General features: G+C 72.1%; 22 protein-coding genes. 10 read left to right on the top strand and 12 right to left on the bottom strand.

Annotation, left to right across the window (positions count from 1 at the left end):
* Window positions 1-247: 247 nt before the first annotated feature.
* Both LV78_RS31675 and LV78_RS31670 read right to left on the bottom strand, forming a co-directional pair.
* Complete coding sequence (locus LV78_RS31675; RefSeq protein ID WP_308208779.1) at window positions 248-3,349, bottom strand: type 2 lanthipeptide synthetase LanM family protein; 3,102 nt, start codon at window positions 3,347-3,349, stop codon at window positions 248-250.
* Window positions 3,350-3,464: 115 nt separating this feature from the next.
* Window positions 3,465-4,058 carry a hypothetical protein gene (locus LV78_RS31670; protein ID WP_253849695.1) on the bottom strand — a complete coding sequence of 198 codons (594 nt, stop codon included), beginning with the start codon at window positions 4,056-4,058 and terminating at the stop codon, window positions 3,465-3,467.
* A gap of 42 nt (window positions 4,059-4,100) precedes the next feature.
* Here LV78_RS31670 and LV78_RS31665 point away from each other — a divergent pair, with 42 nt between their 5' ends.
* The 6 genes from LV78_RS31665 to LV78_RS31640 all read left to right on the top strand — a co-directional run bounded on the left by LV78_RS31665 (window position 4,101) and on the right by LV78_RS31640 (window position 10,678).
* Window positions 4,101-4,658 carry a Clp protease/crotonase-like domain-containing protein gene (locus LV78_RS31665; RefSeq protein WP_253849694.1) on the top strand — a complete coding sequence of 186 codons (558 nt, stop codon included), beginning with the start codon at window positions 4,101-4,103 and terminating at the stop codon, window positions 4,656-4,658.
* Between the two features lie 1,120 nt (window positions 4,659-5,778).
* Window positions 5,779-6,540, top strand: coding sequence for a DeoR/GlpR family DNA-binding transcription regulator (locus tag LV78_RS31660; protein WP_015804016.1), 762 nt, complete (start codon window positions 5,779-5,781; stop codon window positions 6,538-6,540).
* An 89-nt stretch (window positions 6,541-6,629) separates the two neighbouring features.
* The gene (locus tag LV78_RS31655; protein WP_253849693.1) at window positions 6,630-7,973 is read left to right on the top strand and encodes an ABC transporter substrate-binding protein; all 1,344 of its coding nucleotides are present in this window, start codon (window positions 6,630-6,632) and stop codon (window positions 7,971-7,973) included.
* 34 nt (window positions 7,974-8,007) lie between these two features.
* A complete protein-coding gene (locus tag LV78_RS31650; RefSeq protein ID WP_253849692.1) occupies window positions 8,008-8,892 on the top strand; it encodes a carbohydrate ABC transporter permease in 885 nt (294 codons plus the stop codon).
* A gap of 5 nt (window positions 8,893-8,897) precedes the next feature.
* Window positions 8,898-9,692: a carbohydrate ABC transporter permease gene (locus tag LV78_RS31645; RefSeq protein ID WP_084799269.1), complete on the top strand. Its 795-nt coding sequence runs from the start codon at window positions 8,898-8,900 to the stop codon at window positions 9,690-9,692.
* Window positions 9,689-10,678, top strand: a complete 990-nt coding sequence (locus LV78_RS31640) for a zinc-dependent alcohol dehydrogenase family protein (protein ID WP_253849691.1) — start codon at window positions 9,689-9,691, stop codon at window positions 10,676-10,678. Before LV78_RS31645 ends, LV78_RS31640 begins: the two co-directional genes overlap by 4 nt.
* 177 nt (window positions 10,679-10,855) lie before the next feature.
* Here LV78_RS31640 and LV78_RS31635 read toward each other — a convergent pair whose 3' ends face one another.
* From LV78_RS31635 to LV78_RS31625, 3 genes are all read right to left on the bottom strand, one after another.
* Window positions 10,856-11,575, bottom strand: coding sequence for an LAVTG motif-containing sortase-dependent surface protein (locus LV78_RS31635; RefSeq protein ID WP_253849690.1), 720 nt, complete (start codon window positions 11,573-11,575; stop codon window positions 10,856-10,858).
* Between the two features lie 610 nt (window positions 11,576-12,185).
* Window positions 12,186-15,647 (bottom strand): TM0106 family RecB-like putative nuclease, encoded by a 3,462-nt coding sequence (locus LV78_RS31630; RefSeq protein WP_253849689.1) that lies wholly within the window; start codon window positions 15,645-15,647, stop codon window positions 12,186-12,188.
* 553 nt (window positions 15,648-16,200) lie between these two features.
* The gene (locus LV78_RS31625) at window positions 16,201-17,571 is read right to left on the bottom strand and encodes an SDR family NAD(P)-dependent oxidoreductase (protein WP_253849816.1); all 1,371 of its coding nucleotides are present in this window, start codon (window positions 17,569-17,571) and stop codon (window positions 16,201-16,203) included.
* A gap of 170 nt (window positions 17,572-17,741) precedes the next feature.
* Here LV78_RS31625 and LV78_RS31615 point away from each other — a divergent pair, with 170 nt between their 5' ends.
* On the top strand, window positions 17,742-18,962 hold the full coding sequence (locus tag LV78_RS31615) for a hypothetical protein (RefSeq protein ID WP_301307725.1): 1,221 nt from the start codon (window positions 17,742-17,744) through the stop codon (window positions 18,960-18,962).
* Window positions 18,959-19,774 (top strand): hypothetical protein, encoded by an 816-nt coding sequence (locus LV78_RS31610; RefSeq protein WP_253849687.1) that lies wholly within the window; start codon window positions 18,959-18,961, stop codon window positions 19,772-19,774. Before LV78_RS31615 ends, LV78_RS31610 begins: the two co-directional genes overlap by 4 nt.
* Window positions 19,775-19,839: 65 nt before the next feature.
* Here LV78_RS31610 and LV78_RS31605 read toward each other — a convergent pair whose 3' ends face one another.
* The 4 genes from LV78_RS31605 to LV78_RS31590 form a co-directional block, all read right to left on the bottom strand.
* On the bottom strand, window positions 19,840-20,256 hold the full coding sequence (locus LV78_RS31605) for an Imm1 family immunity protein (RefSeq protein WP_253849686.1): 417 nt from the start codon (window positions 20,254-20,256) through the stop codon (window positions 19,840-19,842).
* A gap of 55 nt (window positions 20,257-20,311) precedes the next feature.
* Window positions 20,312-20,728: an Imm1 family immunity protein gene (locus tag LV78_RS31600; RefSeq protein WP_253849685.1), complete on the bottom strand. Its 417-nt coding sequence runs from the start codon at window positions 20,726-20,728 to the stop codon at window positions 20,312-20,314.
* Window positions 20,716-21,432, bottom strand: a complete 717-nt coding sequence (locus LV78_RS31595) for a DddA-like double-stranded DNA deaminase toxin (RefSeq protein ID WP_253849684.1) — start codon at window positions 21,430-21,432, stop codon at window positions 20,716-20,718. The genes LV78_RS31600 and LV78_RS31595 overlap by 13 nt, the downstream gene beginning before the upstream one ends.
* Before the next feature lie 155 nt (window positions 21,433-21,587).
* Window positions 21,588-22,541, bottom strand: coding sequence for an AraC family transcriptional regulator (locus LV78_RS31590; protein WP_253849683.1), 954 nt, complete (start codon window positions 22,539-22,541; stop codon window positions 21,588-21,590).
* A 103-nt stretch (window positions 22,542-22,644) separates the two neighbouring features.
* Between LV78_RS31590 and LV78_RS31585 the strand changes: the two genes are divergently transcribed.
* Window positions 22,645-23,607, top strand: a complete 963-nt coding sequence (locus LV78_RS31585) for a zinc-dependent alcohol dehydrogenase family protein (RefSeq protein WP_253849682.1) — start codon at window positions 22,645-22,647, stop codon at window positions 23,605-23,607.
* A 39-nt stretch (window positions 23,608-23,646) separates the two neighbouring features.
* Here the strand turns inward: LV78_RS31585 and LV78_RS31580 are convergent, their stop codons facing one another.
* Entirely contained in the window at window positions 23,647-23,859 is a 213-nt protein-coding gene (locus LV78_RS31580) for a DUF397 domain-containing protein (RefSeq protein ID WP_253849681.1), read from the bottom strand.
* Between the two features lie 23 nt (window positions 23,860-23,882).
* Window positions 23,883-24,764 (bottom strand): helix-turn-helix domain-containing protein, encoded by an 882-nt coding sequence (locus LV78_RS31575; protein ID WP_253849680.1) that lies wholly within the window; start codon window positions 24,762-24,764, stop codon window positions 23,883-23,885.
* A 222-nt stretch (window positions 24,765-24,986) separates the two neighbouring features.
* On the opposite strand from LV78_RS31575, the gene LV78_RS31570 reads away from it, so the two are divergent.
* The gene (locus LV78_RS31570) at window positions 24,987-25,445 is read left to right on the top strand and encodes a hypothetical protein (RefSeq protein ID WP_253849679.1); all 459 of its coding nucleotides are present in this window, start codon (window positions 24,987-24,989) and stop codon (window positions 25,443-25,445) included.
* Between the two features lie 116 nt (window positions 25,446-25,561).
* Here LV78_RS31570 and LV78_RS31565 read toward each other — a convergent pair.
* A partial coding sequence (locus tag LV78_RS31565) for a transposase (protein WP_253846952.1) occupies window positions 25,562-25,870 on the bottom strand: 309 nt, incomplete at its 5' end.

Raw genomic sequence — 25,870 nt, 5'->3', positions numbered from 1 at the left:
GAGCCCAGCCCCAGCCCCAGCCCCAGCCGCGCCCCCAGCCCCAGCCGCGCTCCCGGCAGCGCCCGCAGCCCGGACAGCCCCGGTCGCGCTCCCGGCGCCTGCGGTGGCCCTGCCCCCGCCCCCGCCCCCGCCCCCAACCCCGGCCGAGCTCCCAGCACGGCCCGCAGCCCTGACTCCAGCCCTGGCCTCGTTCATCGGCTCTCCTCAGTCCTGGTCCACCCCGGCACCCCGCCGGGACACCCGTCCGTCATCGGTTCTCCAGCAGCAGCGCGGACGGCACGCTCGTCGGGAAGCCCAAGCGCAGCAGCCCGTACCCGATCCCCGCCAGCCCGGTCAGCAACCCGGCCGACGGCACCCCGCCCGGCGTCCCGCACCGCGCGCCCCCCTGCTCCAGCGCCCCGAGCAGCACCCCGGCCCGCCGGGTGCGGGTGGCCTCGGCGCGGTCGTGGCCGCGTTCCGCCAGCACCGCCACCGCCTCCACCGCGCCCAGCTCACCGTGGCACAGGCTCAGGTCGCGCAGCGGCTCGTGCACCGCCAGCGCGTTCAGGCACCGGTCGACGTGCAGCGTGTGCGCGTCCACCGCCTGCCCGACCTGCCCGGTGTGCGCGAGCAGCGCCCCGGCCAACCCCGAGCACCAGCTGTGGTCGGCCTCGCGCACGTCCACCAACCGCTGCCGCAGCGCCCGGTCCGCCCGCAGGAACGCCCGCCCCGCGACCGCGCACCGCTCGTCCCCGGTCGCGCGGGCGAACCGCAGCAGCGCCCACCCGACCCCGGCCCGCCCCCGCGCGAACCCGTCCCCGCGCACGTCCACCGCCAGCAACCGCTCGGCCAGCACCCGCGCCAACCGCAACGCCTCCGCGCCCACCGCCCCACCGGCCACCTCGGCGACCGCGACCAGCGCCGCCACCCCACCGGCCCACCCCTCGACGACCCCGGCGTCCCCACCGCCGACGACCACCGACCCCCAGGACCCGCGCGCGGCCACCGGACCACCGGCGAAACCCGAGGCCCCCGCGAACCCGGAAGCGCCGACCACGGGACCACCACCGGCGGTGACCCGGCCGCCGAGACCACCCGGCCCCACCGCCGAACCCCGACCACCGGCCACCCCGCCCCGAGCCCCGCGAGCCCCGCGACCGCCCCTGCCGAGCCCGTTCGCGCGCTCGACCTCCCAGGGCTCGACCCCGGCCGCGATCCCCAGCACCCGCACCGCCGAGGCGAGCCACCCCGCGATCTCCACGTCGTCCCCGAGCAGCCTGCCGACGCGGGCCAGGGCGTAGCAGATCCCGCCCATCCCGTGGAACCCGCCGACCCCGACCGCCAGCGCCAGCTCCGGGTCCTCCTCGAACCGGGCGAGCAACCCCGGCACCGGCGCCAGCGCCTCCCGCGCGGGCCCGGTGTACCGGGACGCCCCGGTCAGCGCCCCGACCTGCGCCAGGAACAGCGCCACCCCGGTGTACCCGTTCGACAGCCCGGCCCCCATCGGCGCGACCGCCCAGTGCCGGTCCTCGACCAGCTCCAACCCGATCCAGTTGACCCGGCCCCCGCCGAACCCGGCGCCCCCCACCCGGCTCCGCGCCAGCACCTCGTCCGCCACCCCGCACGCCGCCACCAGCAACCGCCGGGGGTCCGGCACCGCGCTCCCCACCGGGGACCGCAGCACCCCGCCCGTCCGGTGCGCCACCTCCGCCGGTCGGCAGGCCAGCGCCGCCGCGATCACCCACTCCTGGTCGTGCCGGTCCACCTCGTCCAGCCCGGCGATCTTCCGCTCCACCGCCGCCAGCACCGGCTCGTCCAGCACCCCGGCCAACCGCTCGCCCACCGACGTCCACACGTCCACCGACTCCGGCCGGGTGGTGAACAGCGGCACGTCGCCCGCCCACAGGTCGGCCACCTCGTGCGGCACCAGCGCCCGCAGGGCCCGGTCGTCGCCGGACTCCTCCCGCAGCAGCTCCAGCGCCAGGTCCCGCTCGGGCGCCCGGCGCAGCGCGTCCGGGTGGGTCGACTCGTCCAGCAGCTCCGCGTACACCCGCGTCGACCGGGGCACGTACCGCACCGGAGCCCCCGCGAACCCCCGCACCCGCTCCAGCAGCTCCTCCCGCCACGAGCACAGCGCGTCGTACCCCAGCCTGAACCCGGTCAGCAGCGCCGCGGTGTGCTCGGCGGGTTCGGCGGGCCGCCCGTCCAGCACCGGCCGGTTCCCCGCCACCGCCACCGGCACCGGCCCGCGCGCCAGCCGCATCCGGTCCGTCCCGGCGTCCACCCACCGCACCCCGTCGCCGGGGTGGTCCCCGGCGTCCCCGCCGACCCCGCCCACGTCCTGCACCCCGTGCTCGCCGAGCAGCACGCTCGGCAGCACCGCCGTGCGCTGCACCGACCGGGCCAGCGCCTGCGCGGCCGGGTCGGCGGGCACGCCGGTGGTCGGCTGGAACAGCGTCTCCACGTCCACGAGCACCGGCTGGTCCCCGCACGCGATCAGGTTCTCGTAGTGCGCGTCCGTCGCGTCGACGGCGTGCAGCAGCGCCAGCAGCCCGCCGAGGCGGTGGTAGAACCGGTCGAGGTCGGTCACGTCGGCGCACGGCGCGCCCTCGGTGAAGGCGACCCAGCCGTAACCGGGCCGCACCAGCACGGGCGGCACGCGCAGGTCCAGGCCGGTGCGCCCGCCGTACCAGGCGAGCAGGTCGGCGAACAGCGCGTGCTGCTCGACGGGGCGGGGCCGGTGCACGACCTTGCGCCCGTCGGCGAACGTCAGCACCGCCACCGCGCGCCCGCCGCCGTGCCGGTCGCCGCTGGTGGACACGCCGACGAGCGGTCCGGGGTCGCGGCCGTCCATGAGGGCCGCGACGAGCGCGACCCGGTCGTCGGCGAGGTGGTCGAGCACCTCGCGGTGGGCGCGCACGGCCTGGAGGCAGGTCTGGCCGAGCAGCCTGGCCAGCACCGGGTACTCGGCGAACAGCCGGGCGGGCCTCAGGTCCTCCACGAACGAGGCGAACCGGTCCCGCGAGGTCAGCCCCCGCAGCCGCCCGTCGGCGCGCCACCGGTGCAGCTCCACCACGAGGGTGCGGGCGGCGGTGCGGGCCAGGCGCAGGCCGAGGTCGCGGGCGAAGTCGTCGCGGAACCGCCGGTCCCGCGCGGTCGCGGCGCGCACCAGGGGGCGCAGCGCGAACGCGAAACCCTCCTCCCAGGTGCCACCGGGGAACCGGCCGGGCGGCACGTGCGCGCAGGCCCGCTCGGTGAACGCGGCCCACGCGGGCCTGCCGTGCGAGACCTGCTGGTCCCGGTGGACGGCCCGCACCCCGGCGGCCCACCAGGCGGTGGTGGGGGAGCGGCGGATTGCTGAGGGTGGCACGCGGTCAACGTCGCACACCGTCGTGGTCCCCCACATGGGGGCCGCGCCCCCACTTTCCTCCCGTGAGGGTGAGCAAGCCGCAGTTTTGCGGGAAACCCCTGGTGGGGGAGCGGCGCTACTTGCAGTTCTCGGCCTGCTCGGCGGCTTCCTGGTAGTCCGAGGGCAGCGAGGTCAGGTTGATCTTCTCGACGGCCTGGACCATCGTCGACACCGCCCCGGACATCGTCCCGATCACGTCGGTCATCAGCTCGGCGGTCAGCTCGGGCGCCTCGTCCAGCCGCTTCTTCGCCCCGACGATCTCGTCCCTGGCCTCCTTGAGCGGCTTGAGCACGACCTCCACCGCCTGCTGCGTCCCGGCGTTCGGCGCGGGCAGCAGCTGCTCGTAGTCGTGCACCGCCACCTCCAGCACGCCGCCCAGCCTGCCCAGCGACCCGCTGATGCTCGCCTTCATCTCCGCGGGCGTCCCGGACGGGGCCTCGGTGGACCCGACGCTGCCCGAGGCGATCAGGTACTTGGCGACCCCGCAGAAGCGGTCCACCCACTTGACCATCTCCAGCGGCATCCGCCCGGTCGAGGACGCGGGCGGCTGACCGCTCGCGCTCGATGCGGCCGTCGACGTGGGCGTCGCGGAGACGGCGTTCCCGTCGACCCGCGAGGCGCAACCGACGGTCAGCAGCAGTGCCAACGCGGTGAGCACGCACTTCTTCACCCGGCTTTTGTACCCCGACCTCACACGATCGGGGGGACGAACATGACAACTCAGGTGGTCCTCGGTCACGATCGGTACCTCATGGTGCTCACCCTCCACGTGCTAGACGGGGTCGCGGTCGTCCGCGCCGACCGACCGCTGGAGTGCGAACTGGGCCCGCTCCTGGAAGTGCTGCCGGTGGTGGCCTCGCGCGGGGCGGGCGTGCTGCACGGCTGCTTCCTGCCCGCCTCGGGCCCGCGCGAGGTGGCGCTGGCCCCGCGCCGCCAGGTCGCCGCGCAGCGCGCGCTGCTGGTCAGGGTGTGCGCGTCGCTGGCCGCGTCCGGGGTGCCGCTGATCGCAGCCGTCGACGGCCACGCGGGCGGCAGCGGCTGGGAACTCGCCTCGGCCTGCGGCTCGCGGGTGCTGGCGGAGGAGGCGGTGGTCGTCGGCGTCAGCGGCGGCCGGGTGCTGACCGGCCGGGCGGTCGACGCGCGAGCCGCCCTCAGGACCGGCCTGGTCGACCGGGTGGCGCCCGCCTGGCGGGTCGTGCTGGACGCGATCGAACTGGCCGCCGAGCGCCAACACCGCCCCCAGCCCCGCGCCTGCCGCACGAACGTCTGACCGCTGGCCCCGGACACCACCGCGCCCCAGATCACCGCAACCCGCCCGCAGCCGCCGCCGGCGTTGCCCGGCTCGATCACCTGCCCGCAACCGCCGCTGGCGTTGCCCGGCGCGATCACCCGGCCGCAGCCCCGCCAGTGTTGTCCGGCCGCCGCGACCCACTCGCGTTGCCCGATTACCGCAACCCGCCCGCAGCCAGCCCCCGCCCGCAGCCCCCGCCCGGCCGCGGTCGCCGCCACTGTTGCCCGATCGCAGTTGCCCGCCCGCAGCCGTCGCTCGTGTTCCCCGGCCGCGACCGCCGCTCGCGCCCAATCGCTACTCACCCGCCACTCGCTTGTGTGACACCCGCCCGTGCGCCTCGTCCGCAGCCGCCAACCGCAACCCGGCCGCGCTCGCCGCCCACCCGGTCCCGCCGCCCGCCTGTCCAGCCGAGTGCCCGCTCGCCGAGCCTGCGCCCTGCCGAGCGCCTGCACCCCGCCGAGCCCTCACCCCGCCAACTCCGCGCCCCGCCCATCCCTCACCCCGTCGTGCCGCCCTGCCCGCCCGCCCCCGCCGAGCGCCACCCTGCGTGACCGCGACCCCGCCCGAACCACCCGAAGTACCCACCCCCACCACCCCCACTAACCCGGAAATCCTTCTGAACCGATTCGGGCACATCCGCACCCCGCGCTGCCCGATCTCCACCCCACCCCGCCCGCTTCCCCGCCCGCCGAGGCCGATCCCACTTGCCCGATGCCCGACCAAACCGCCCTCCCCACGCCTCCCCGCACCCCCGTTCTCACCCTCGGTCGACCCGTCGAGACCAATCCGTGACCGAGCGGGCACCCCTCCTGCGGGAAGACCGGGACCTCCGGCCCGCTCCCGGTGCGACCAAGGCCCATGTCCACAGCCCGAACGGGTGGGTGTTCCCGAACGGACCCATTTCGGGCATCCTTAACCCACCGAACGGGCAGGGTTAATCGATTTTCTGTGCGTTCGGGTACGACAACCGGACCCAACTCGGGCGAACTTCACTTCCCTGTGACGGTGGCCACCCCCTACGGAGGGTGTTACACCTTTAGGGCGGCCCGAACGGGCAGCTGCATGGTCCGAGTGGGCAATCCAACGTGGGAGGTGTCCAGTGCGCGCTGACGAGCGCAAGAGGCGCATCCTGGCTCGCGCCCGCGCCGACGGCCGGGTCGACGTCGCGGAGATCGCGGCCGAGCTGGAGGTCGCGCAGGAGACCGTGCGCCGGGACCTGCGACTGCTCGACGAGCACGGGCTGGTCCGCCGTACCCACGGCGGCGCCTTCCCGGTCGAGAGCGCGGGCTACGAGACGGGCCTGAAGTTCCGCTCCGCCTCCATGGTCCCGGAGAAGCGCCGCATCGCCCAGCTCGCCGCCGAGCGGCTGGGGGACGCGGAGACCGTGTTCGTCGACGAGGGCTACACCCCCCAGCTCGTCGCGGAGGCCCTGCCGACCGGCAGGCCCCTCACGGTCATCACGGCGTCGCTGCCCACGGCGGCGGCGCTGTCCGAGTCGCCCACCATCACCGTGCTGCTCCTGGGCGGCCGGGTGCGTGGCCGCACCATGGCCACGGTGGACCACTGGGCGACCAGGATGCTCTCGGAGATGGTCATCGACCTCGCCTACATCGGGGCCAACGGCATCTCCCGCGAGCACGGGCTCACCACCCCCGACCCCGCGGTCGGGGCGGTGAAGTCGCAGGCGCTGGCAGCCGCCCGCCGTCGCATCTTCGTGGGCGTCCACACGAAGTTCGGCGTGGCGAGCTTCCACAGGTTCGGCGCAGTGGCCGACCTGGAGGCGATCGTGACCGACTCGGTGCTCCCCTCGGGTGAGGCGCACCGGTACGCCCTGCTGGGCCCCAAGGTCGTCCGGGCCTAGCCGAACAACGCAACACGAAACCGCCACCGAACCAGGCCCCGCCCGCAGGGGGCCTCTGTTCAAGCACGCCCTAAGGAAGGCAAGAGACGATGAAGTCACTCCGATACGGCGGACTCGCCGCAGCCGTGCTCATGGCCACCGCTGCCTGTGCAGGCGCGGGCGGCGGCGGTGGCGGGAACGAGAACTCGATCAACGTTCTCATGGTCAACAACCCGCAGATGGAAGACCTCCAGAAGCTCACCGCGGACAACTTCACCAAGGACACGGGCATCACGGTGAACTTCACCGTCCTGCCCGAGAACGACGTCCGCGACAAGATCAGCCAGGACTTCTCCAGCCAGGCCGGGCAGTACGACGTCGCCACGATCTCCAACTACGAGACGCCGATCTACGCCAAGAACAACTGGCTGACCCCGCTCGACGAGTACGTCGCCAAGGACTCCGGCTTCGCCCAGGACGACGTCCTGGAGTCGGTGCGCCAGTCGCTCACCGCCGCCGACGGCAAGGTCTACGCCCAGCCGTTCTACGGCGAGTCCTCGTTCCTGATGTACCGCAAGGACATCATGGACGCCAAGGGCATCACCATGCCGGAGAAGCCCACCTGGCAGCAGGTCGCCGACATCGCCGCCCAGGTCGACGGCGCCGAGCCCGGCATGAAGGGCATCTGCCTGCGCGGCCAGCCCGGCTGGGGCCAGCTGATGGCGCCGCTCACCACGGTCGTCAACACCTTCGGCGGCACCTGGTTCACCGAGGACTGGCAGGCCCAGGTGAACTCCCCGGAGTTCAAGGAGGCCACCGACTTCTACGTCAACCTGGTCCGCGACCACGGTGAGAACGGCGCGCCGCAGGCGGGCTTCGCCGAGTGCCTGAACAACATGACCCAGGGCAAGGTCGCCATGTGGTACGACGCGACCTCCGCCGCCGGTCTCCTCGAAGGCGCCGACTCCCCGGTCAAGGGCAAGCTCGGCTTCGCCCAGGCCCCCGTGGTCAAGACCGACAGCTCCGGCTGGCTCTACACCTGGGCGTTCGGCATCCAGAAGGCCAGCAAGAAGGCCGACAACGCCTGGAAGTTCATCTCCTGGGCCTCCGGCAAGGGCTACGAGGAGCTCGCGGGCAAGAACCTCGGCTGGTCGCGCGTCCCGGACGGCAAGCGCTCCTCCACCTACGAGCGCCCCGAGTACCTGGAGGCCAGCGGCACCTTCGCCAAGCAGGTCGAGGCGGCCATCTCCGGCACCAAGCCGAACGACCCCGGCGTGCAGCCCCGCCCGGCCCCCGGCATCCAGTTCGTCGGCATCCCGGAGTTCACCGACCTGGGCACCCAGGTCTCCCAGAAGATCAGCGCCGCGATCGCAGGCTCCACCACCGTCGAGCAGGCGCTGACCGAGAGCCAGGCGCTGGCCGAGACCGTGGCCGAGAAGAACCGGGGCAAGTGACCATGACGAACCCCGTCCCCACCGGGAGGGTGTCGTGAAGGGGGCGGCGCGCTGGGCACGACGCGCGCCGCTCCTCCCCGCCCTCATCTTCACCATCGTGGTGACCCAGCTGCCGTTCGTCGCCACGCTGGGCATCTCGCTGATGGAGTGGAACTCACTCGACCCCGAGAACCGGGGCTTCGCGGGCCTGGACAACTACGTCGCCGTGTTCACCGACTCGGGCCTGCGCTCCTCGGTGTGGACGACGATCGTCCTGACGGTCACCGTCGTGCTCGTCAGCCTGATCCTCGGACTGGGACTCGCGCTCCTGCTGGACCGCAAGTTCTTCGGCCGCGGCGCCGTGCGCACCATGCTCATCGCGCCGTTCCTGGTCGTCCCCGTCGCCGCGGCCCTGCTGTGGAAGCACGCGCTCTACAACCCGGACTACGGCCTGTTCAACGGCCTGCTGAAGATGGTGTTCGGCGAGGACGGCCCGCACGTCGAGTGGATCAGCGACATGCCGCTGGTCGCGGTCGAGGCCGCGCTGATCTGGCAGTGGACCCCGTTCATGATGCTGATCCTGCTCGCGGGCCTCCAGTCCCGCCCGCAGGACGCGGTCGAGGCCGCGCACATCGACGGCGCCAGCTCGTTCCAGGTCTTCCGCTACCTGACCCTGCCGCACCTGCGGCAGTACCTGGAGCTGGGCGGCCTGCTCGGGTCGATCTACATCGTGCAGAACTTCGACGCGGTGTTCACGATCACCTCGGGCGGCCTGGGCACGGCGAACCTGCCGTACTCGGTGTACCAGACCTTCTTCCAGGCGCACGACTACGGCCGGGCGTCCGCCGCAGGCGTGGTCGTCGTGGTCGGGTCGATCATCATCGCGACGTTCGCGCTGCGCGTCGTCTCGTCGCTGCTGCGTGAGGAGGCTCGCTCGTGAAGAAGATGATGTTGGGCCTGCTCGCCTGGGTCTGCGGCCTGATCTTCGTGGCGCCCGTCGCCTGGATGGTGCTCACCTCGTTCCACAGCGAGACGGACGCGGCGACCAGCACCCCGTCGTTCTTCGCCCCGCTGACGCTGGACGGCTACAACACCTTCTTCGACACCAACCCGTGGCCGCCGCTGATGAACTCGCTCAGCGCCTCGGTGGGGTCGACGCTCCTGGTGCTGCTGCTGGCCGTCCCGGCCGCGTACGCCCTCTCGATCAAGAAGGTCGAGAAGTGGTCGGACGTGCTGTTCTTCTTCCTCACCACCAAGATGCTGCCGGTCGTCGCCGGTCTGCTGCCGATCTACCTGGTCGCGCAGTACACCGGGATGCTCGACAACATCTCGTTCCTGGTCGTCCTCTACACCTCGATGAACCTGCCGATCGCGGTCTGGCTGATGCGCTCCTTCCTGGCCGAGGTGCCCAAGGAGATCATGGAAGCCGCCGCGCTGGACGGCGCCGGGCTCGCGGTCACCATCCGCCGCGTCGTCGCCCCGGTCGCCATGCCCGGCATCGCCGCCACCTCGCTGATCTGCTTCATCTTCAGCTGGAACGAGCTGCTGTTCGCGCGAGTGCTGACCGGCGTCGTCGCCGGCACCGCGCCGGTGTACCTGACCGGGTTCGTCACCAGCCAGGGCTACTTCCTGGCCAAGGTCTGCGCCGCCGCCGTCGTGGTGTCGCTGCCGGTGCTCGTCGCCGGGTTCGCCGCCCAGGACAAGCTCGTCCAGGGCCTTTCGTTGGGAGCGGTCAAGTGAAAGCAGCCGTGATCACCGGGGTCGGCTCGGTGGAGGTCACCGAGGTCCCCGACCCCACACCGGGACCCCGCGAGGTCGTGGTGGACGTCGCCGCGTGCGGGCTGTGCGGCACCGACCTGCACATCCTGCAGGGCGAGTTCGCGCCGACCCTGCCGGTCGTGCCCGGTCACGAGTTCTCCGGCGTCATCGTCGAGGTCGGCTCCGACGTCACCGAGCTCCAGATCGGCGACCGGGTCGCGGTCGACCCGTCGCTGTACTGCTTCGAGTGCCGCATGTGCCGCCTGGGCAAGAACAACCTGTGCGAGCGCTGGAACGCCATCGGCGTCACCCGCCCCGGCGGCGCCGCCGAGTTCGCGGTCGCCCCGGTCTCGAACTGCGTGAAGCTGCCCGACTCCGTCCGCACCGAGGACGCCGCGCTCATCGAGCCGCTGTCCTGCGCGGTGCGCGGCTACGACGTGCTGCGCTCCCAGATGGCCAGCCGGGTCCTCATCTACGGCTCCGGCACCATGGGCCTGATGATGCTCCAGCTGGGCAAGCTCACCGGCGCCTCCAGCATCGAGGTCGTCGACCTCAACCCTGAGCGCCTCGCCACCGCCCACAAGCTCGGCGTCACCGCCACCGCGGCCTCCGCCGACGAGCTGGACCGCCCGCAGGGCTGGGACGTCGTCATCGACGCCACCGGCAACGCCAAGGCCATCCAGGACGGCCTCGGCCGGGTCGCCAAGGGCGGCACGTTCCTCCAGTTCGGCGTCTCCGACTACGCGACGCGGGTGACCATCGACCCGTACCGCATCTACAACCAGGAGATCACCATCACCGGCTCGATGGCGGTGCTGCACTCGTTCGAGCGCGCGGCCGACCTGTTCTCGACCGGTGTGCTCGACCCCGAGGTCTTCATCAGCCACCGCGAGCCGCTGTCGAGCTACGCGTCGGCGCTGGAGATGTTCAAGAACGGCCAGGGCCGCAAGATCCAGGTCCTGCCGTAGGACCCACCGGCTCCCGCGCCCCCTGGTGGCGCGGAGCCGATGACCCCGCCAGGGGGAGGCCCGCACCGGGGCCTCCCCCAGGGGCGGGGACGACGAAGGGCGGACACCCCGAGGGGTGGCCGCCCTTCAGCCGTTCCGGCGCCGTCTCAGGCGTCGGGGTGGAGCTCAGAGCCGTGCTCAGCCGTTGTTGGCCGCACCGCGCTTGCGCATGAAGAACAGCACGCCACCACCGGCGGCGAGCAGCGCGGCGCCGATGCCCAGCGGCACGGCGACGCTGGCGCCGGTGTTGGCCAGGCCCTCGGTGTCCTCGGTGACCGGGACGACCTCAGCCGAGGTGGTCGTGGTCGGCGCGGGCGAGGTGGACTCGGTCACGCTCGGGAACGGCACCTCCTGCGAGGAGGGGACCGGGGCCGACTCGGTGACCGACGGCGCCGGGCTGCTGCTGGAGGTCGGCGACGGCGGGACGCTGTCCTCGGTCGGGGGCACCTCGGACTTGGGGGTCTCCGGCGTGGTGCTGGGCTTCTCGGGCTGCTTGCACAGCTCCTTGAGCGACTTCTCGGCCTTGAACGAGTAGGTGCTCTTGCTGTTGTCGTCGCCCGCGACCAGCTCGACCTTGAAGGTCCGCGTCACGTCGCCGGGGACCTTGTACTCCTTGCGGAAGTCACCCCGGAAGGTGGTGTCCTCCAGGACGGTGTCACCCTCGGTGACCTTCAGGGTGTTGTCGTACCGGGTGCTGTACTGGGTCAGCTTGAGGTTGAAGACCGCCTCACCCGTGGGAGCGCACTTCACGTCCAGGGAGCGGTTGTGCGCGGACGCGGGGAGCGCCATGAGCAAACCGGCGGCAACGACGGTCGCGGCAACGCCGATGGACTTGCCGGCGGTTCGTGCGAACTGCATGAAGACTCCTGATGGGGATTTGCGGAGACGCATCACCCTATACGCGTAGGGGTGGAGCGCGGTTCATATTAGGCGCTGATCCATTCGTGTGGAACCTCGGGTTCGGGTTACCGGAAAGAACCGGCCCAGATTGCTCCGCTCGGCCGAACGCGCGGGTCAGCCGTTGTCCGGTCGTGTGGAATTCGTTACCTGAACCTGTAACGCGGCGGTGCGTAAATGGCATTAGCAGGCCTCCGCGAACGCGTCGGGGACCCCGTGGGAGCAGGCCGAAAAACGACTCTGGTACGTTGCCATGCCCCAAAAAACCGGCAGACACGGTGCGTGACCACCGGGAACGGTGTGCAACCAAGTTGCAACCGACGGCCGAGCGCGTTCCGGCCTTTCCGATATCCGGATGCCGCCGGGCAAATCAGGAACGACCCCACCGCATTGTTGATCACCCTCCGTAAATAGGGGGTGTCTTTCCGGAACCGCGAAGAAGGCCGCGCCCCGCGAAAGCGGGACGCGGCCGTACCGGTGCCCGTGCCGACGTTCCAGGTCAAGGGCCTCGGGAACCTGCGGAAACAGCCTCACCGACCGCCGGGAACACCCACCGGCGCCACCTCGCGGTTCACCCCGCCGCCACGCCCGCGTCAACCGGAGAATTGTTCCAATTCCGCGCCTCGCCGAGCAGCCCGATCATCCCGGAAACGAGCCGCAGCTGTTCGACGCCCCGGATGTCCGCCTCCACCAACCGGGGCGAGCACACCACCACCGCGAGCGCCTGCGCCCGCGACAGCGCCACGTTGACCCGGTTGCGCGAGAGCAGGAAGTCCAGCCCGCGCGGCAGGTCCACCGCCGACGAGGACGTCATGGTGCTGATCACCACAGGCGCCTCCTGCCCCTGGAACCGGTCCACCGTCCCCACCCGCACCTCGCCGAGCCCGCGCCGCTCCAGCTCCCGCTTCACCAACCGCACCTGCAGGTTGTAGGGGGCGACCACGAGCACGTCCGAGCACTCCAGGGGTCGCCTGTCACCCCCGTCCACCCACTCCCGCCCGACCAGCCCGGCCACCAGCTCCCCGACGACCGCCGCCTCCTCGTCCGACTTGGTCGTGTTGTGCCGGTGGTCGACCTCCCGCACGTACAGCCCCGGCTCGATCCCGACCACCCGCCGCCCGCCCGCGCTCTCGTGCGCGTGCAGCAGCCCCGCGTACGACAGGTTCGACACCGGCAGGCACACCGAGGGGTGCATCCGCCGCGTCTGCGCCAGGAAGTACCCCAGCTCCGGCGGCATCACGTCCGCGTCCCCGATGACGTGCCCGAGCGCCGACGCGTCCGCGCCCGCCGGGTGCGTGCCCTGCACGACCTGCGGCAGCTGCTGCGGGTCGCCCAGCAGCACCAGGTTCCGCGCGGCCGTGGACACCGCGAGCGCGTCGGCGAGCGCGAACTGCCCGGCCTCGTCCACGATCAGCACGTCGAACGGCTGCTCCCGCATGGCCGCGTTGGAGAACGTCCACGCCGTCCCGCCGACCAGGTGCCCGCCGCCCTGGTCCTCGCGCCAGCGCAGCAGCGCCGGGTTGTTCTTGGTCTGCTCCCACAGGCAGTCCTTCACCGGCTGCCCCTTGGGGTTCTTCGCGGCCGGGATCGGCACCCCCAGCTCCCGCCCGGCCTTGATGGCGGCGGTGAGCACGTTCTCCACCGCCTTGTGGCTGTTGGACGTCACCCCGACGCTGCGCCCGCCCGCGATCAGGTGCGCGATCAACCGCCCCGCCAGGTACGTCTTCCCGGCCCCCGGCGGCCCCTGCACCGCCAGCACCGACCCGGCCAGCGCGTCCACCGCCCCGATCACGTCCGCGATCACGTCCCCCGACCGCGGCAGCGAGCCCGCCCGCAACCGGGGCGCGAGCCGCCGCGCCAGGTCCACCCCCGGATGCGCGGGCAGCTCGGGCAGGTGGTCCACCACCAGCCGGGCCAGCTCGTACACCGCCTCGTCCTTGGGCGCCGGCCGCACCGGCGACCCCGGCAGCACCGCGACCGGGTTCCCGCCCCCCGCCTCGTCCGGGGAGGCGCTCTCCAGCAGCACCACCTCCTCGGCCGACTCGAACAGCACCTCGGCGTCGCGGGTCTCGCTGTCCGGCGTGCCGGGGTAGAGCAGCCGCACCTTCTCGCCCTTGCTGAACGGGTGCGGCCGGTCCGGGTCGCAGCGCACCCGCACCTCCCGCTTGGCCTTCTTCACCCGTCCGGCGGGCTGCACCCAGTCGTCCGCCCGCACCGACACCGCGACCGCGCACGAGCTGTCCGACTCCAGCTCCGACAGCGGGGCCGCGAGCTGCCGGAAGAAGTCCCACCACGCCGGGTTCGTCTCCCGCCGGTGGTACCCGACCGCCGCCGCCAGCAGCGCCCGCGCCCGCTCGTCGTCGGTGAAGTCGGCCGGGTTGTCCGGCAGCCCCTCGATCAGCGGGTCCACCACGGCGGCGATCCGCTCCGCCCGCTCGGCCCGCCGCTGCTGGGCGATCTCGTCCTCGATCTCCTCGTACAGCGACTGCTCGGCCGTGCGCGGCTCGATCCCCGCCTCCTCCCGCACCTGGAGCAGGAACCGGTAGAGCCGCAGCGTGGACACGCAGTCGTAGGTGTTGTACTCGGCGATCCCGTCCAGCACCTCCTCCGCGCGCCCGGTGTCGCCCATCGAGGTGAGCATCAGGTACTCCTCGTACGCCTCGATGCTCGACACCGCGTTCTTGACGTCCCCGGAACGCGCCTCGGGCATGTAGAGCGGTTCCAGGTACTTGATCGAGTACGACCGCTGCGACACCCGCAACGCCTTGCGCACCACCGCGTACAGGTCCACCAGCGCGTTCGACCGCAGCAGGTGGTCGACCTCCTCCTCGCGCGTCCCGTGCAGCGCCGCGAGCCGCTTGAGCGCGCTCACCTCGTACGGCGCGTAGTGGTAGACGTGCGCGTCGGGGTGCTCGGCGAGCCGCGAGGTGGCGAGGTCGACGAGCCGCTCGAACGCGGCCTTCTCCTGCGGCCGGGTGTGCGCCCAGAACGGCGTGAACACCTCGTCGTGCGTGACGACCCCGAACAGGTACTCCAGCCCCTCGCCCGCGAGCGCGTACGGGTCGCCCTCCATGTCGAAGAACAGGTCGCCGGGACTGGGCTGCGGCAACGAGGCCAGCGCGTCCGGCACCACGACCTCGTACGCGACCTTGCCGACGGGGTTGTCGCGCGTGCGCGAGGTGTCCTGGATGACCTGCAGCGCGGCCTGCGCCCGCAACCCGGCGAACGTCCCCTGCGACATGCTGGCAGGCCGCTCGGTGTTGGTGGCCCCCGCGAGCGCGTCGATGGTGTCCAACCCGGCGGACGCCAACTTCCGCCGCTGGTCGGTGCGGATGCCCGCCACCAGCGACAGGTCGCGCGACCGCTCGCGCCCGTCGGCGCAGTGCGCGGAGAACCGACAGGTCCCGCACGCGGGCCGCTCGTCGTCCCAGAGCCGGGCCGGGAGCGCGGGCGGCGCGGCGACGGTGGCGCGCAACCGCGCCCGCAGGTCCGCCACGATCGGCAGGAAGTCGGAGACCCGGAACGACTTGGTGGTCCCGTCCCCGAGCAGCAGGTGCGCCCTGGGCCCGGCCGCATCCCCCAGCGCAGCCGCGTAAGCCGTCAACTGCACGACCGCGGCCGGCGTGGGGTGCCGGGCGAGCTTGGCGTCGTGCGGCTCGTACCCGTGCTCGGTCAACACCAGGAAGTCGGCCCGCCCGTGGAAGTCCTCGTCGTAGAAGACCCCTTGGTAGATGACGGGAACCCGCCGCGCGATGGCGTCCCAGGTCACCGCGGCGGCCTCGACCAGCGCCTCGTGCACCGGCGCGGGCTGCGGCACCTCGAACACCTCACCCGCAGCGAGGAACCGCTCCAGGACGGCCTTCTCGTGCGCGAGCCCGTGCCGCGCGGCGAGCAGGTCCTGCGGAGGGGCGGGAGGGGGCGCACCGGGCACCCCCTTGGTCAACGCGGTCGTCAGCCGGGAGCGGTGCTCGCACTCCAACAGGTCGACCAAGTCACCCGGTGAGTGGACGTACCTGCCGTTGGCGCTGAACATGCACCGCAGTATCTCCACCCAGCTGACCCGATCGGTGGAGGGGGCACGGCGTTTTGCCCAGCAGCCCCCAACCACAAGCCACCACCCGCGCCCCACCCGCACCCGCAGACCAAGCGCACAGCGGCCTCACCGCACCCACCCAAGTCCCCGCACACGCCCACATCCCCGCACCCACCTACGTCCCCGCACTCGCGGGCTGCGGGGCGAGCGCAGCGAGCCCAAGCAGCCCCACTCCCGCGTCCCTCTTCTCCGTGTGGCCTGGCGAAGCCCGAGCGCAGGTGTCAAGACGCCGCCGCACCGCGCGGCAGACTGCCTGGTCAAACGGCGTCTTGACGCCTGTGCTTGCCTGAAAGGAGGCCACACGGAGAAGAGGGACCCGGACCACCGCAGGGGTAAACCGCACCACCAACCCAACCGTCACCGGCCGGCAGAGCTCGTCCCCCTCTTTTTTGGAGGCCTGCCCCGCCGGCGAGGCGAGCCCTTCAGCTCTTGCCCTTCGCCCTTCCCCCAGCCCTACCCCCACCCCACCGAAGCCCGCCAACCCAAACCGGCGTCACCACGAATAAGGCCCGTAATCCTTCAAGAAGCACCCGTAAAGATCCTCCCCAGCCTCCCCGCGCACCACCGGGTCGTACACCCGAGCGGCCCCGTCGACCAGGTCCAGCGGCGCGTGGAACCCCTCCTCCGCCATCCGCAGCTTCGTGAAGTGCGGCCGTTCATCCGTGATCCACCCGGTGTCCACCGAGGTCATCAGGATCCCGTCCTCGAACACGTCCGCCGCGCTCGTCCGCGTCAACATGTTCAACGCAGCCTTCGCCATGTTCGTGTGCGGATGCCCGGCCCCCTTGTACCCGCGCCCGAACACCCCCTCCATGGCCGACACGTTCACCACGTACTTGCGCCGCGCAGGCGAAGCCGCCATCGCCGCCCGCAACCGCGAAACCAAAATGAACGGCGCCGTGCTGTTGCACAGCTGCACCTCAAGCAGCTCGACCGGGTCGACCTCACCCACCGTCTGCACCCAGCTGTTGCTCTCCGCAACATCCGGCACCAACCCGCCAGCGTCGATCAACGCCGACCCGGCCACCAACGCCAACGCCGTCACATCAACCCCAGCCGCCCCACCCGGCAACCCACCCGTCAACGCGGGCGGGTGCGCCGCGGAACTGTGCCCGAAGCTCACCAGTTCCGGCAACGGCCCGGCAGGCAACGGATCCGACTCCGCCGCCACCAGCGGCGCATAAGCCCCAGGCGACCGCCGAACCGTCTGCGCCGCGTTGTTGATCAAAATGTCCAACGGCCCGGCAGCCGCCACCGAATCCGCCAGCGCCACCACCTGCGCCGGGTCCCGCAAATCGATCCCCACCACCCGCAGCCGGTGCAACCAGTCCCCGCTGTCCGGCATCGACGCGAACCGCCGGACCGCGTCGTGCGGGAACCGCGTGGTGATCGTCGTGTGCGCACCGTCCCGCAGCAGCCGCAGCGCGATGTACATCCCGATCTTCGCCCGACCGCCCGTGAGCAGCGCCCGCCGCCCCGTCAGGTCCGTCCTGGCGTCCCGCTTCGACCGGTTCAGCGCCGCGCACTTCGGGCACAGCTGGTGGTAGAACGCGTCCACCTGCGTATACCGCTGCTTGCAGATGTAGCAGGGCCGCGCCTTCCGGAAGGTCCCGGCCGACTCACCCGGCTCGGGCTCCCGCAGCAGGATGCCCGCGGTCTCGTCGTCGATCCGCGTCGGCGACCCGGTCGCGGTGGCCGCGATCACCGAGTTGTCGGCGTCCAGCACCTCCTGCCGCCGGGCCGTCTTCCGGTTCTTCCGCACCTGCTTGTAGATCCGGGAGGTGGCGCGCCGGAGCGCGATCGTGTCCGGGTGCTCGGGCGGCAGGTCGTCGACCTGCGCCAACACCCGCAGCGCGATCTCCATCTCGGCCGGGTCGATGCCGGGCACTGCTGCTGGTTCCACCGGCGGTACTTCGGCAGGGGAGCCCCCGGCCTGCGCCTGTTCGGACGTGCTCATCGCCGTGGAACTCTACCTGGGTAGAAATTGCCCACTGACGGGTGAATTTCAGAGTCTCCCCCGCTAGGGTCCCCGGCATGTCTCCTGCGGCTGGCGGTCCCAGGGTGCGGCGGTTGGCCCACCCGGACGCCGACATCAGGGCCCGAGCGCTCGGACTCCCACGGGGACGTCCGGTCGTCGCACTGCTCGGCAGCCCCGAACCCCTAGATCCCGATCTGTCCGCCACCGTCCTGCCGGTGCTGCGGACCGTCCTGTCCGAAGCCCGCCGGGCGAACGCGGTGGTCCTCACCACCGGCGCCGACCTGGGCGTGGCGCACCTCACCGGCCTCGCGTCCGAGGCGCTCGACGCCGCGCCGAGGCTCGTGGGCATCGCCCCCGGCCGCCTGGTCGCGGCCGACGACGCCGAACCGCGCCCCGGCGAGCTGCCCCTCAACCAGCGCCACGACACGGCCGTCCTGGTCCCCGGCTCCCGCTGGGGCGACGAGGTCCCGGCGCTGCTGCGCGTGGTCGACGCGGTCGCCCGCAAGCGGCCCGCTCTGGTGGTCCTGCTGGGCGGCGACGACGGCGCCCGAGCGGCGCTGGTCGAGCACCTCGGCCACGACCGCCCCCTGCTGCTCCTCGCGGGCACCGGCGGTCTGGCCGACGAGCTGGTCTCCGGCGCGCTCGCCGACGAGGACATCGGCGTGCTCGCCCGAGCGGGCCAGGTCGCCGTCGTGCACGTGGACGAGGGCCCTGAGCGGGTGCTCGCGGTGCTGCGCGGCGTGCTCGGCTCCAAGGCGGGCACCCCGCTGCGCGCGGACGCGCCCACGCTCGCCCTGTGGCCCCGGCTGCGCTTCCGCGAGCCCGACGCGCGTCCCGTCGTCGACCCCGGATTCGTGCTCGACTACCCCCTGCTGGCCGACGCGATCCACGAGGCGAACGAGATCATCGCGCCCGCGCTGCACGAGTGCGAGGTGGAGTCCCTGCGGGCGCGCGAGCGCGGCAGGCTCCTGGCCACCGCGGCGATCCTCGCCGGTTTCGCGACCACCTCGTTCGCCGCGCTCCAGGTGTGGCTGCGGGACGTGCCGTGGCCGGGCGTGCTGGTCGCCGTGGCGGGCGCGGCGGCGGCCGTGCTGGCCGTGATCTCGCGCGGCGCGGACGACGTCGAGTTCCGCTCGCGCGCCGAACTGCTGCGGGCGCTGTACTTCGACCACCTGTCCACCCCGCCGCCGAAGAACGAGGCCGAGCGCGAGGAGCGGGTGCGCGCGCTGGCGACGGCCGTCGCGCGGCACCGCCACGAGCCGGTGGGTGCGGCATGAGCGACGACATCACCGGCCGCCTCGGCGGCGGCGACCAGGCGAAGAAGAAGGGCAGGGTGCTCCGCAGCGCCCCGACCGGGAGGCTGCGCGACGAGGACGTGCCGGACCCGACGAGCCGCGTGCCGCTGGCCCCGGACACCCCGGCCGACGACGCGACCAGGGCCGTCCCGCTGGACTCCGCACGGGGCAGGCACGCGGCCCGCACGGCAGCCCCCGGCGCCTCGGCCACTCCTCCGACCGCTCCTCCTGCCACTTCCCCGACCGCACCTCCGACCGCACCGCCCCCAGAACCCCAGAAGCCCACCCGCTCCCCGCGCAAACCGGCGAAACCCCGAGCCGCGAAGACCACGAACCCCCCGCTGCTCACCCCACTCCCGAGGCGAACCCCGCTGATCACCGGCCCGGTCTCGGCGGCGGACCACCGGGAGCAGTTCCTGCGCGCCTACCTCCGCCACCGGGTGGGCGAGCGCCTGGCCCGCCTGGAGGCGGCGAAAGTCGCGTACACCAGGGCGAGGCGCTGGACGACCACGGCGTCCGTCCTCCTGTTCACCGGCGCGGCGGCCCTGGGCGCCCTGGCGGTGGCGGCCCCGGAACACCGCCCCCTGCTGGCGTTCCTGGCCACGGTCGCGGCGGCCCTCGCCACGTCCGTGACGGTCTACGAGTCCGCGTTCGGCTTCCGCGCCAAGGCCCGCCGCTCGGCGAGCGGCGCAGCCCTGCTCCACCTCCTCCAGGCCCACGGCGCCCCGGCGGGCGACCACGGCGTGACGGCGTTCCGCGCCGAGGTGGAGAGCGTGCTGCGGCACGCCGACTAGGCCGGGTTTAGTCCTCCGGCAGGACCTCGGGTCCTGCCGGAGGACGGCGCGGTTTCCGGTGACGCCTAGAAGACCTGCCATCCCGGAGCCGATGGCCGCTTGTCCGCCGCATCCAGGTACTCGTGAGCCGCGCGCCGCGCCGCGTCGATGGGGATCTCGCAGTCGAGCGGGTATTCGGTGTCCGAGTTCATGTAGTAGTACAACAGCTCCGTCACCGACGGCTCAGGAGTCGCGCCCCGGCTGAACCATGCGCCGCTCGGCGACCGGTAGAACAGCGCTCCCGTTCCCGCGTCACCGTGCAGACCGACGTCCAAGACCATCAGCCGCACGTCCAGGCTCGGCGGGTCGGCGACCTTCAGGTGCACGATGATCCGCCCGCGCATCCCGGCGACCTCGTCCAGCACGGCGTCCAGCTCCGCAGCCGTCCGAACGGCCACCGGTTCGTCCTGGTCCTCGCCGTACCAGGCCTCTAGCTCCACCACGGCCGCGCTCCTCCTGTGTAGCGCACGCGGGTTCGCGTGCCATCACGGTGAACGCCTAGAAGACCTGCCACCCCGGAGCCGATGGCCGTTTGTCCACCGCGCCCAAGTACTCGTGAGCCGCCCGTCGCACCGCGTCGATGGGGATCTCGCAGTCGAGCGGGTATTCGGTGTCCGAGTTCATGTAGTAGTACAACAGCTCCGTCACCGACGGCTCAGGAGTCGCACCCCGGCTGAACCACGCGCCACTCGGCGACCGGTAGAACAAGGACCCCAGCCCCGCATCACCGTTCAGTCCGACGTTGAGGATCATCCGGCGAACGTCCAAGCTAGGCGGCCGGGCCACCTTCAGGTGCACGATGACCCGTCCGTGCATCCCGGCGACCTCGTCCAGCACGGCGTCCAGCTCGGCAGCCGTCCGAACGGGCACCGGTTCGTCTTGCTCCTCGCCGTACCAGGCCTCTAGCTCCACCACGGCCGCGCCCCTCCCGTGTAGCGCACGCGGGTGCGCGTTCCTTTGTCGGTCTGCCCGTGCACGGTGAGTGTGCAGCCCTCGGGAAGGATGATCGGCACGAGGGTGTCGCACGAGTCGTCGAAACCCCGACAGGGCCGGTGGTTGATCACCACGGTGACGTGCCGAATTCCACTGGCCACCATGTGCGCGGCCAACTTCTGCTCCACGTCGGTGTTCCGGCTCGACTCGTCGGGCATACCCTTTGCCGCCAACTGCGCGTGAACCAGCGCAGCGTCCGCATCCCGCCCGCTCACGATCGCCCGAACCCGCCCATCCGGCCCGATCCACCGACCGTGGGTCTTCTGCCCCGTACCCCGCACCACAGGCGGCGGCAGCTCACCCCGAAGCCGCTCAACTTCCTCCGCCGGAACCGCGAGCGGCTCGCCCCCGAACGGCAAGAGCGGCAAGTCCGCTCCAGCAGCTCCCCCCTCCCCGACCAACCGCTCCCGAACCGCCTCCAACCGAGCCACGACCCCGGCGAGCCCCGGCAACAGCTCGCCCTCGATCCCGTCCACCACGTCCGAGATCGCCGACAACGCCAGCGCCGACTCCCACTCCAGCCCCACCGCCCCCTCAAGGGCCACCGCCAGCAGCGAGAACGCTTCCTCCGCCAACTCCCGCGCACCCGCCAGCACCGCCGCGCACCGCTCGACCTCGGCGATCACCACCTCCACCCGAGCGGCGACGTCCCCGATCGACCCCACCGCTCACCCCCGAGCGAGTCCGCGCCCGCTACCCAGGCTCGCAGCCCGCCCCACCCAGCCGCCCGGTTCTCCCACCCATCACCCGGTCAGCAACCCCCATCACCCACCGGTGCCCGCTACACCACCGAGCGCGACCCCGCATCCACCTCCGCATCCACCTCCACCCCCGCCCCCAAACCCCCACCCACCATCCCCCGCCACCGCCCAGGCGACACCCCCACCGCCCGCCGAAAAGCCCTGCTCAACGCCGTATCAGTCTCATACCCCACCCGAACCGCGATCTCCTGCAACGTCCGCCCCTCCCGCAACAACGCCTTGGCCCGGTGCATCCGCCAGTAGGTCAAGTGCGCCAACGGCGACTCCCCGGTCCGCTCCCGGAACGCCGCAGCGAACGCCGACCGCGACATCCCCGCCCGCCCCGCCAGCGAGGCCACCGTCCACGGGTGCCCCAGATCCGCGTGCATCGCCCGCGCCGCGAGGGAGAGCCGGGGATCGTGCAGCGCCGCCAACCACCCTGGCCGATCGTCCCCCGACCCCGAGCACCACGCACGCACCACCTGCACCAGCAGCACGTCCCCCAACTTGCCCAGCACCAGGTCCGAGCTGAACCCACCCCCCGACTCCAGCACCATCAACCCCACCGTCCCCAGCACCCGCCGCAGGTCCCCGCCCCGCAACGACACCCGCAGCACGTCCGGCCACCGCGGCAGCAGCGGCTCGGCGGCCACCGCGTCGAGCGAGAACGCCGCCACCAGCACCTCGCACCCCGCGCCCCCACCCCCGACCGCGACCTCCCGCGCCACCAGCACCTCCCGCGCGGGCGCCGGAACCCGCTCCGCCGCGTCCGCCAGCACGAACTCCGCGCCCCCGCGCACCACCAGGCAGTCCCCGACGCCCAGCTCCACGACGTTCCCGCCCTCGCGCAGCACGCACCGCCCCCGCGCCACCACGACCAGCCGCATCGACGCGACCCCGGAGAACGCCACCCCCCACGGCGCGGACGCGCTCACCCGGTGGTGGGACCGGTGGGCCAACCCCATCGTGGTCAGGACGTCGTCAACGGGGTCCACACCCAGCTCCCTGGACGATCGGGTAGGAAAAAGCGACGAAAAGGTATCACCAGTCCCGCGCCGCATTCCTAGCGTTGAACCACCCGAACGAGTGGAGACCTCAATGCGCGCGTTCCGCCTGACCGACCACCGCTGGACCCCGGTGGACGAACCGACCCCCACCCCGGGACCGGGCCAGGTGCTGGTCAAGGTCAAGGCCGCGTCCCTGAACCACCGCGACGTCCTGATCCGGGCGGGCAGCTACGGCGTGCAGCCGAACCACGGCGTGATCCCCCTGTCGGATGGCGCAGGCGAGGTGGTCGCGCTCGGTGACGGCGTCACCCGGTTCGCCGTGGGGGACCGGGTGGTGGGCGCGTTCCTGCCCGGCTGGACCACCCACCCCGTCCCCACCAGCGGCGAGCAGTACTCGATCGACGTCGACGGCTGGCTCGCCGAGCACCGCGCGATCCCCGAGGAAGCGCTGGCCGCGATCCCGGACGGCGTCGACCACGAGACCGCCGCGACCCTCCCGTGCGCCGCGACCACCGCCTGGGTCGCGCTGCGCGGCGTCGGCGAGGGCGACGTCGTGCTCACCCAGGGCACCGGCGGCGTGTCGCTGTTCGTCGTGCAGCTGGCGGTCGCGCGCGGCGCGCGGGTCGTGGCCACCACGTCCACCGACGCCAAAGCTGAACTGGTGCGAACCCTTGGCGCAGAACCGATCGACCGGGTGGCGATTCCGGACTGGCCATCCGAGGTGTGGACGCGCTTCGGCGGCGCGCACCGCGTGATCGAGGTCGGCGCGGGCCTGGCGAAGTCGCTCGGCGCGCTGCGCCCGTTCGGCGAGGTGGCCCTGGTGGCGCCGTCACGCGAGGAGGTGCGCACGTCCACCCTCTTCCGCACCCGCGCGACCGTCCGCTCCCTCGCCGTCGGGAACCGCCTGGAACTCGAAGCGGTGGCGGCGGAAGTGGCTCGTCTCGGCCTGGAACCCGTCGTGGACGGCGTGTTCGACCTGGAGGACGCCGAGAGCGCGTACGAACGCCAGATCGAGGACGGTCGGGTGGGGAAGGTCGTCGTCCGGGTCGGTTAGGGGTGCTGGCCGCGCGGCGCGCGACCAGCCACGCCCGGATCAGACCAGATCGTCGAACTCGCCTGCCTTCACACCGAGGATGAACGCCTTGAGCTCGGCCTGGGTGTAGTGCACGACGGGGCTTGCGTCGCCCAGCGTCGAGTTGCGCATGGCGACGCCCCCGTCGGGCAGTGGAGCGACCTCGACGCAGGAGCCACCACTCCCTTCGCCTGTGCTGAACGAAGACTTGCGCCAGTTCAGGGTGCTTTTCATCGTTTCTCGCCTTGTCAGAGTGCCTACCGGTCGGTAGCGGTCGTGAAGCTGTCCGCCGCCCTCAGTATCGCCTCCAACGAGCCCTGGAGGTCCAACGCGGCGATCCTCCGGCGGTCCCAGGCCGCGTGGTACGCCTTGACCGCTGCTCCATCGCGGTAGAAGGTCTCCGCGTTGACCACCTGGACCAGTTCGGCGGCTGCGTTGTCCGGGAGTCGCAGCACGTAGAAGTGCGCCTCCATCTCCGGGTACGCGCCGGACGCGATCGGTTGCACCTGGATCTCCACGTTCGGGAGCTTGCACATCTCGGCCAGGTGCAGCAGCTGCTCGCGCATCACCTCCGGCCCGCCCACCGGCAGGAGCAGCGCGAACTCGTGCAGGATCGCCCGGATGGTCGGCGGGTTGTTCCTGGTGACGACCCGCTGCCGCGACTTGCGCACCCGGACGAGCTCCTCCACGTGCTCCGGCGTCAGCAGCTGCCCGTTCCGCCGCCAGACCTCCCGCATGTACGCCTCGGTCTGGAAGTACGCGGGGATGAGGTCCCCCGACACCGCCAGGATCTCGTCGGCGTCGTTGCGCTCCATCTCCATGAAGATGCGGGCCTTGAGCGGGACGAACATCGGGAACTCGCCGGTGCGCCCTCGGGTGCGCGCCCGCCCTTCCTTGGCGAGGTCGACGAGCATGTCGACCTCCTTCTCCGTGACTCCGTAGGCCTCGGCCAACTTCTCGATCTGCGGACGGCTGAAGTGCAGCTCCCCGGACTCCTTGCGGGTCAACGAGGGCCCGGCGATGCCGAGCAGCGCCGCCGCGCTCTCCCGGTCCATGCCCGCTTCCTTGCGGTAACTGCGCATGGCGGCCCCGACCTGGCGGCGCTGGCTGTTGGCGTTCTCCTGGGTCTGCTTGGGCACCCGAACTCCTAGTGATCACGACGCGCGCGTACGTACCCGAACGGCGTACGTACGTCACTACAGGGGCTTAATCACCCGTTTGGCTACCGCTGAGCCGCGTACGTACGTGTTTCAATCGTCGGGTACCTGTAGCGCAGGCCACAGGATGCCACAGACCAGCGGCGACCCGGCCGAGGCGCGCTCCGGTCGGGCCGCCGCGCACCAGCGCGAGGAGGAGAAGACATGGCTGCGACGGTTGAGCGGGTTGTCACGAGCATGGTGCTGAACCCGGAGGGGCACGCGGAGGTGCGTCTGCGGGGTGGGATGGACGGGCGGTTGTGGCTGATGATCGGGCCGTCGGTCGAGATCGCTTTGACCGAGGCGCACGCGGTGGCGCTGCGCGGTGACCTGGCGGACGCGCTGGGGGAGATGAGGGCGCTGGACGAGGCGGACGAGACGGCGGGCAAGGCCTACTGCGCGGGTTCGGCGGCGACGCGCGCGGCAGCCGAGGCCCTGACCCGAGCCACAACCGCAGACCTGGCGGGTGTGCCGGAGCGGGCGGTCCACCTGCGCGCTCTGGCGGCGAAGGCGCGGGAGGCGGGGAAGGTGGCGGCGAAGGCGGCCGACGCGGCGGCAACGGCGTTCCGCGAGGCGGAGGACGTGACGGAGGCGATCGCCGCAGAACTGGCTGAAACTGTCTAAAGCCCCAGCCCTTGGGCAAGCTCCTCCTGTTCGCACTCCACCTTCGAGAGCCACTGCTGCCAACCCGACCGAACGCCTTGTTGGCCCATCGCACTAGGAGCTGTTGGGGGTTCGGATCATGTGGTTGGGGTCAGGGTCTTCAGCCACATGACCGCCCCTCGTAGGTGCAGTCCGGCTTTGTAGCTTTGTGGTGTCTTGTCGTAGCGGGTGGCCAGGCCACGCCATGTCTTGATCTTCTGGAAGCAGCGTTCGACGGTGTTGCGCCGCCGGTAGCGCACGGGATCGAAGGACACGGGCCGCCCTCCGGCGGAGCCCTTGTTCCTGCGGTTGGCCTGCTGGTCGGTCTTCTCCGGGATCACCGCGGTGATCCGGCGACGACGCAGGTAGGCCCGGTTGGCCTTGGAGGAGTACGCCTTGTCCGCGGC

This window comes from Actinosynnema pretiosum (assembly GCF_024171695.1).
GTDB classification, from domain to species: domain Bacteria; phylum Actinomycetota; class Actinomycetes; order Mycobacteriales; family Pseudonocardiaceae; genus Actinosynnema; species Actinosynnema pretiosum.
The sequence above is the reverse complement of the archived record's forward strand: the minus strand, read 5'-3'. Positions and strand labels throughout refer to the sequence as shown.

Coding starts and splice junctions, on each gene's coding strand:
- LV78_RS31655 (WP_253849693.1), top strand. CDS start 6,630: ATGAAGTCACTCCGATACGGCGGACTCGCCGCAGCCGTGCTCATGGCC.
- LV78_RS31665 (WP_253849694.1), top strand. CDS start 4,101: ATGACAACTCAGGTGGTCCTCGGTCACGATCGGTACCTCATGGTGCTC.
- LV78_RS31580 (WP_253849681.1), bottom strand. CDS start 23,859: ATGAAAAGCACCCTGAACTGGCGCAAGTCTTCGTTCAGCACAGGCGAA.
- LV78_RS31630 (WP_253849689.1), bottom strand. CDS start 15,647: ATGTTCAGCGCCAACGGCAGGTACGTCCACTCACCGGGTGACTTGGTC.
- LV78_RS31625 (WP_253849816.1), bottom strand. CDS start 17,571: ATGGAGATCGCGCTGCGGGTGTTGGCGCAGGTCGACGACCTGCCGCCC.
- LV78_RS31610 (WP_253849687.1), top strand. CDS start 18,959: ATGAGCGACGACATCACCGGCCGCCTCGGCGGCGGCGACCAGGCGAAG.
- LV78_RS31635 (WP_253849690.1), bottom strand. CDS start 11,575: ATGCAGTTCGCACGAACCGCCGGCAAGTCCATCGGCGTTGCCGCGACC.
- LV78_RS31615 (WP_301307725.1), top strand. CDS start 17,742: ATGTCTCCTGCGGCTGGCGGTCCCAGGGTGCGGCGGTTGGCCCACCCG.
- LV78_RS31645 (WP_084799269.1), top strand. CDS start 8,898: ATGATGTTGGGCCTGCTCGCCTGGGTCTGCGGCCTGATCTTCGTGGCG.
- LV78_RS31570 (WP_253849679.1), top strand. CDS start 24,987: ATGGCTGCGACGGTTGAGCGGGTTGTCACGAGCATGGTGCTGAACCCG.
- LV78_RS31585 (WP_253849682.1), top strand. CDS start 22,645: ATGCGCGCGTTCCGCCTGACCGACCACCGCTGGACCCCGGTGGACGAA.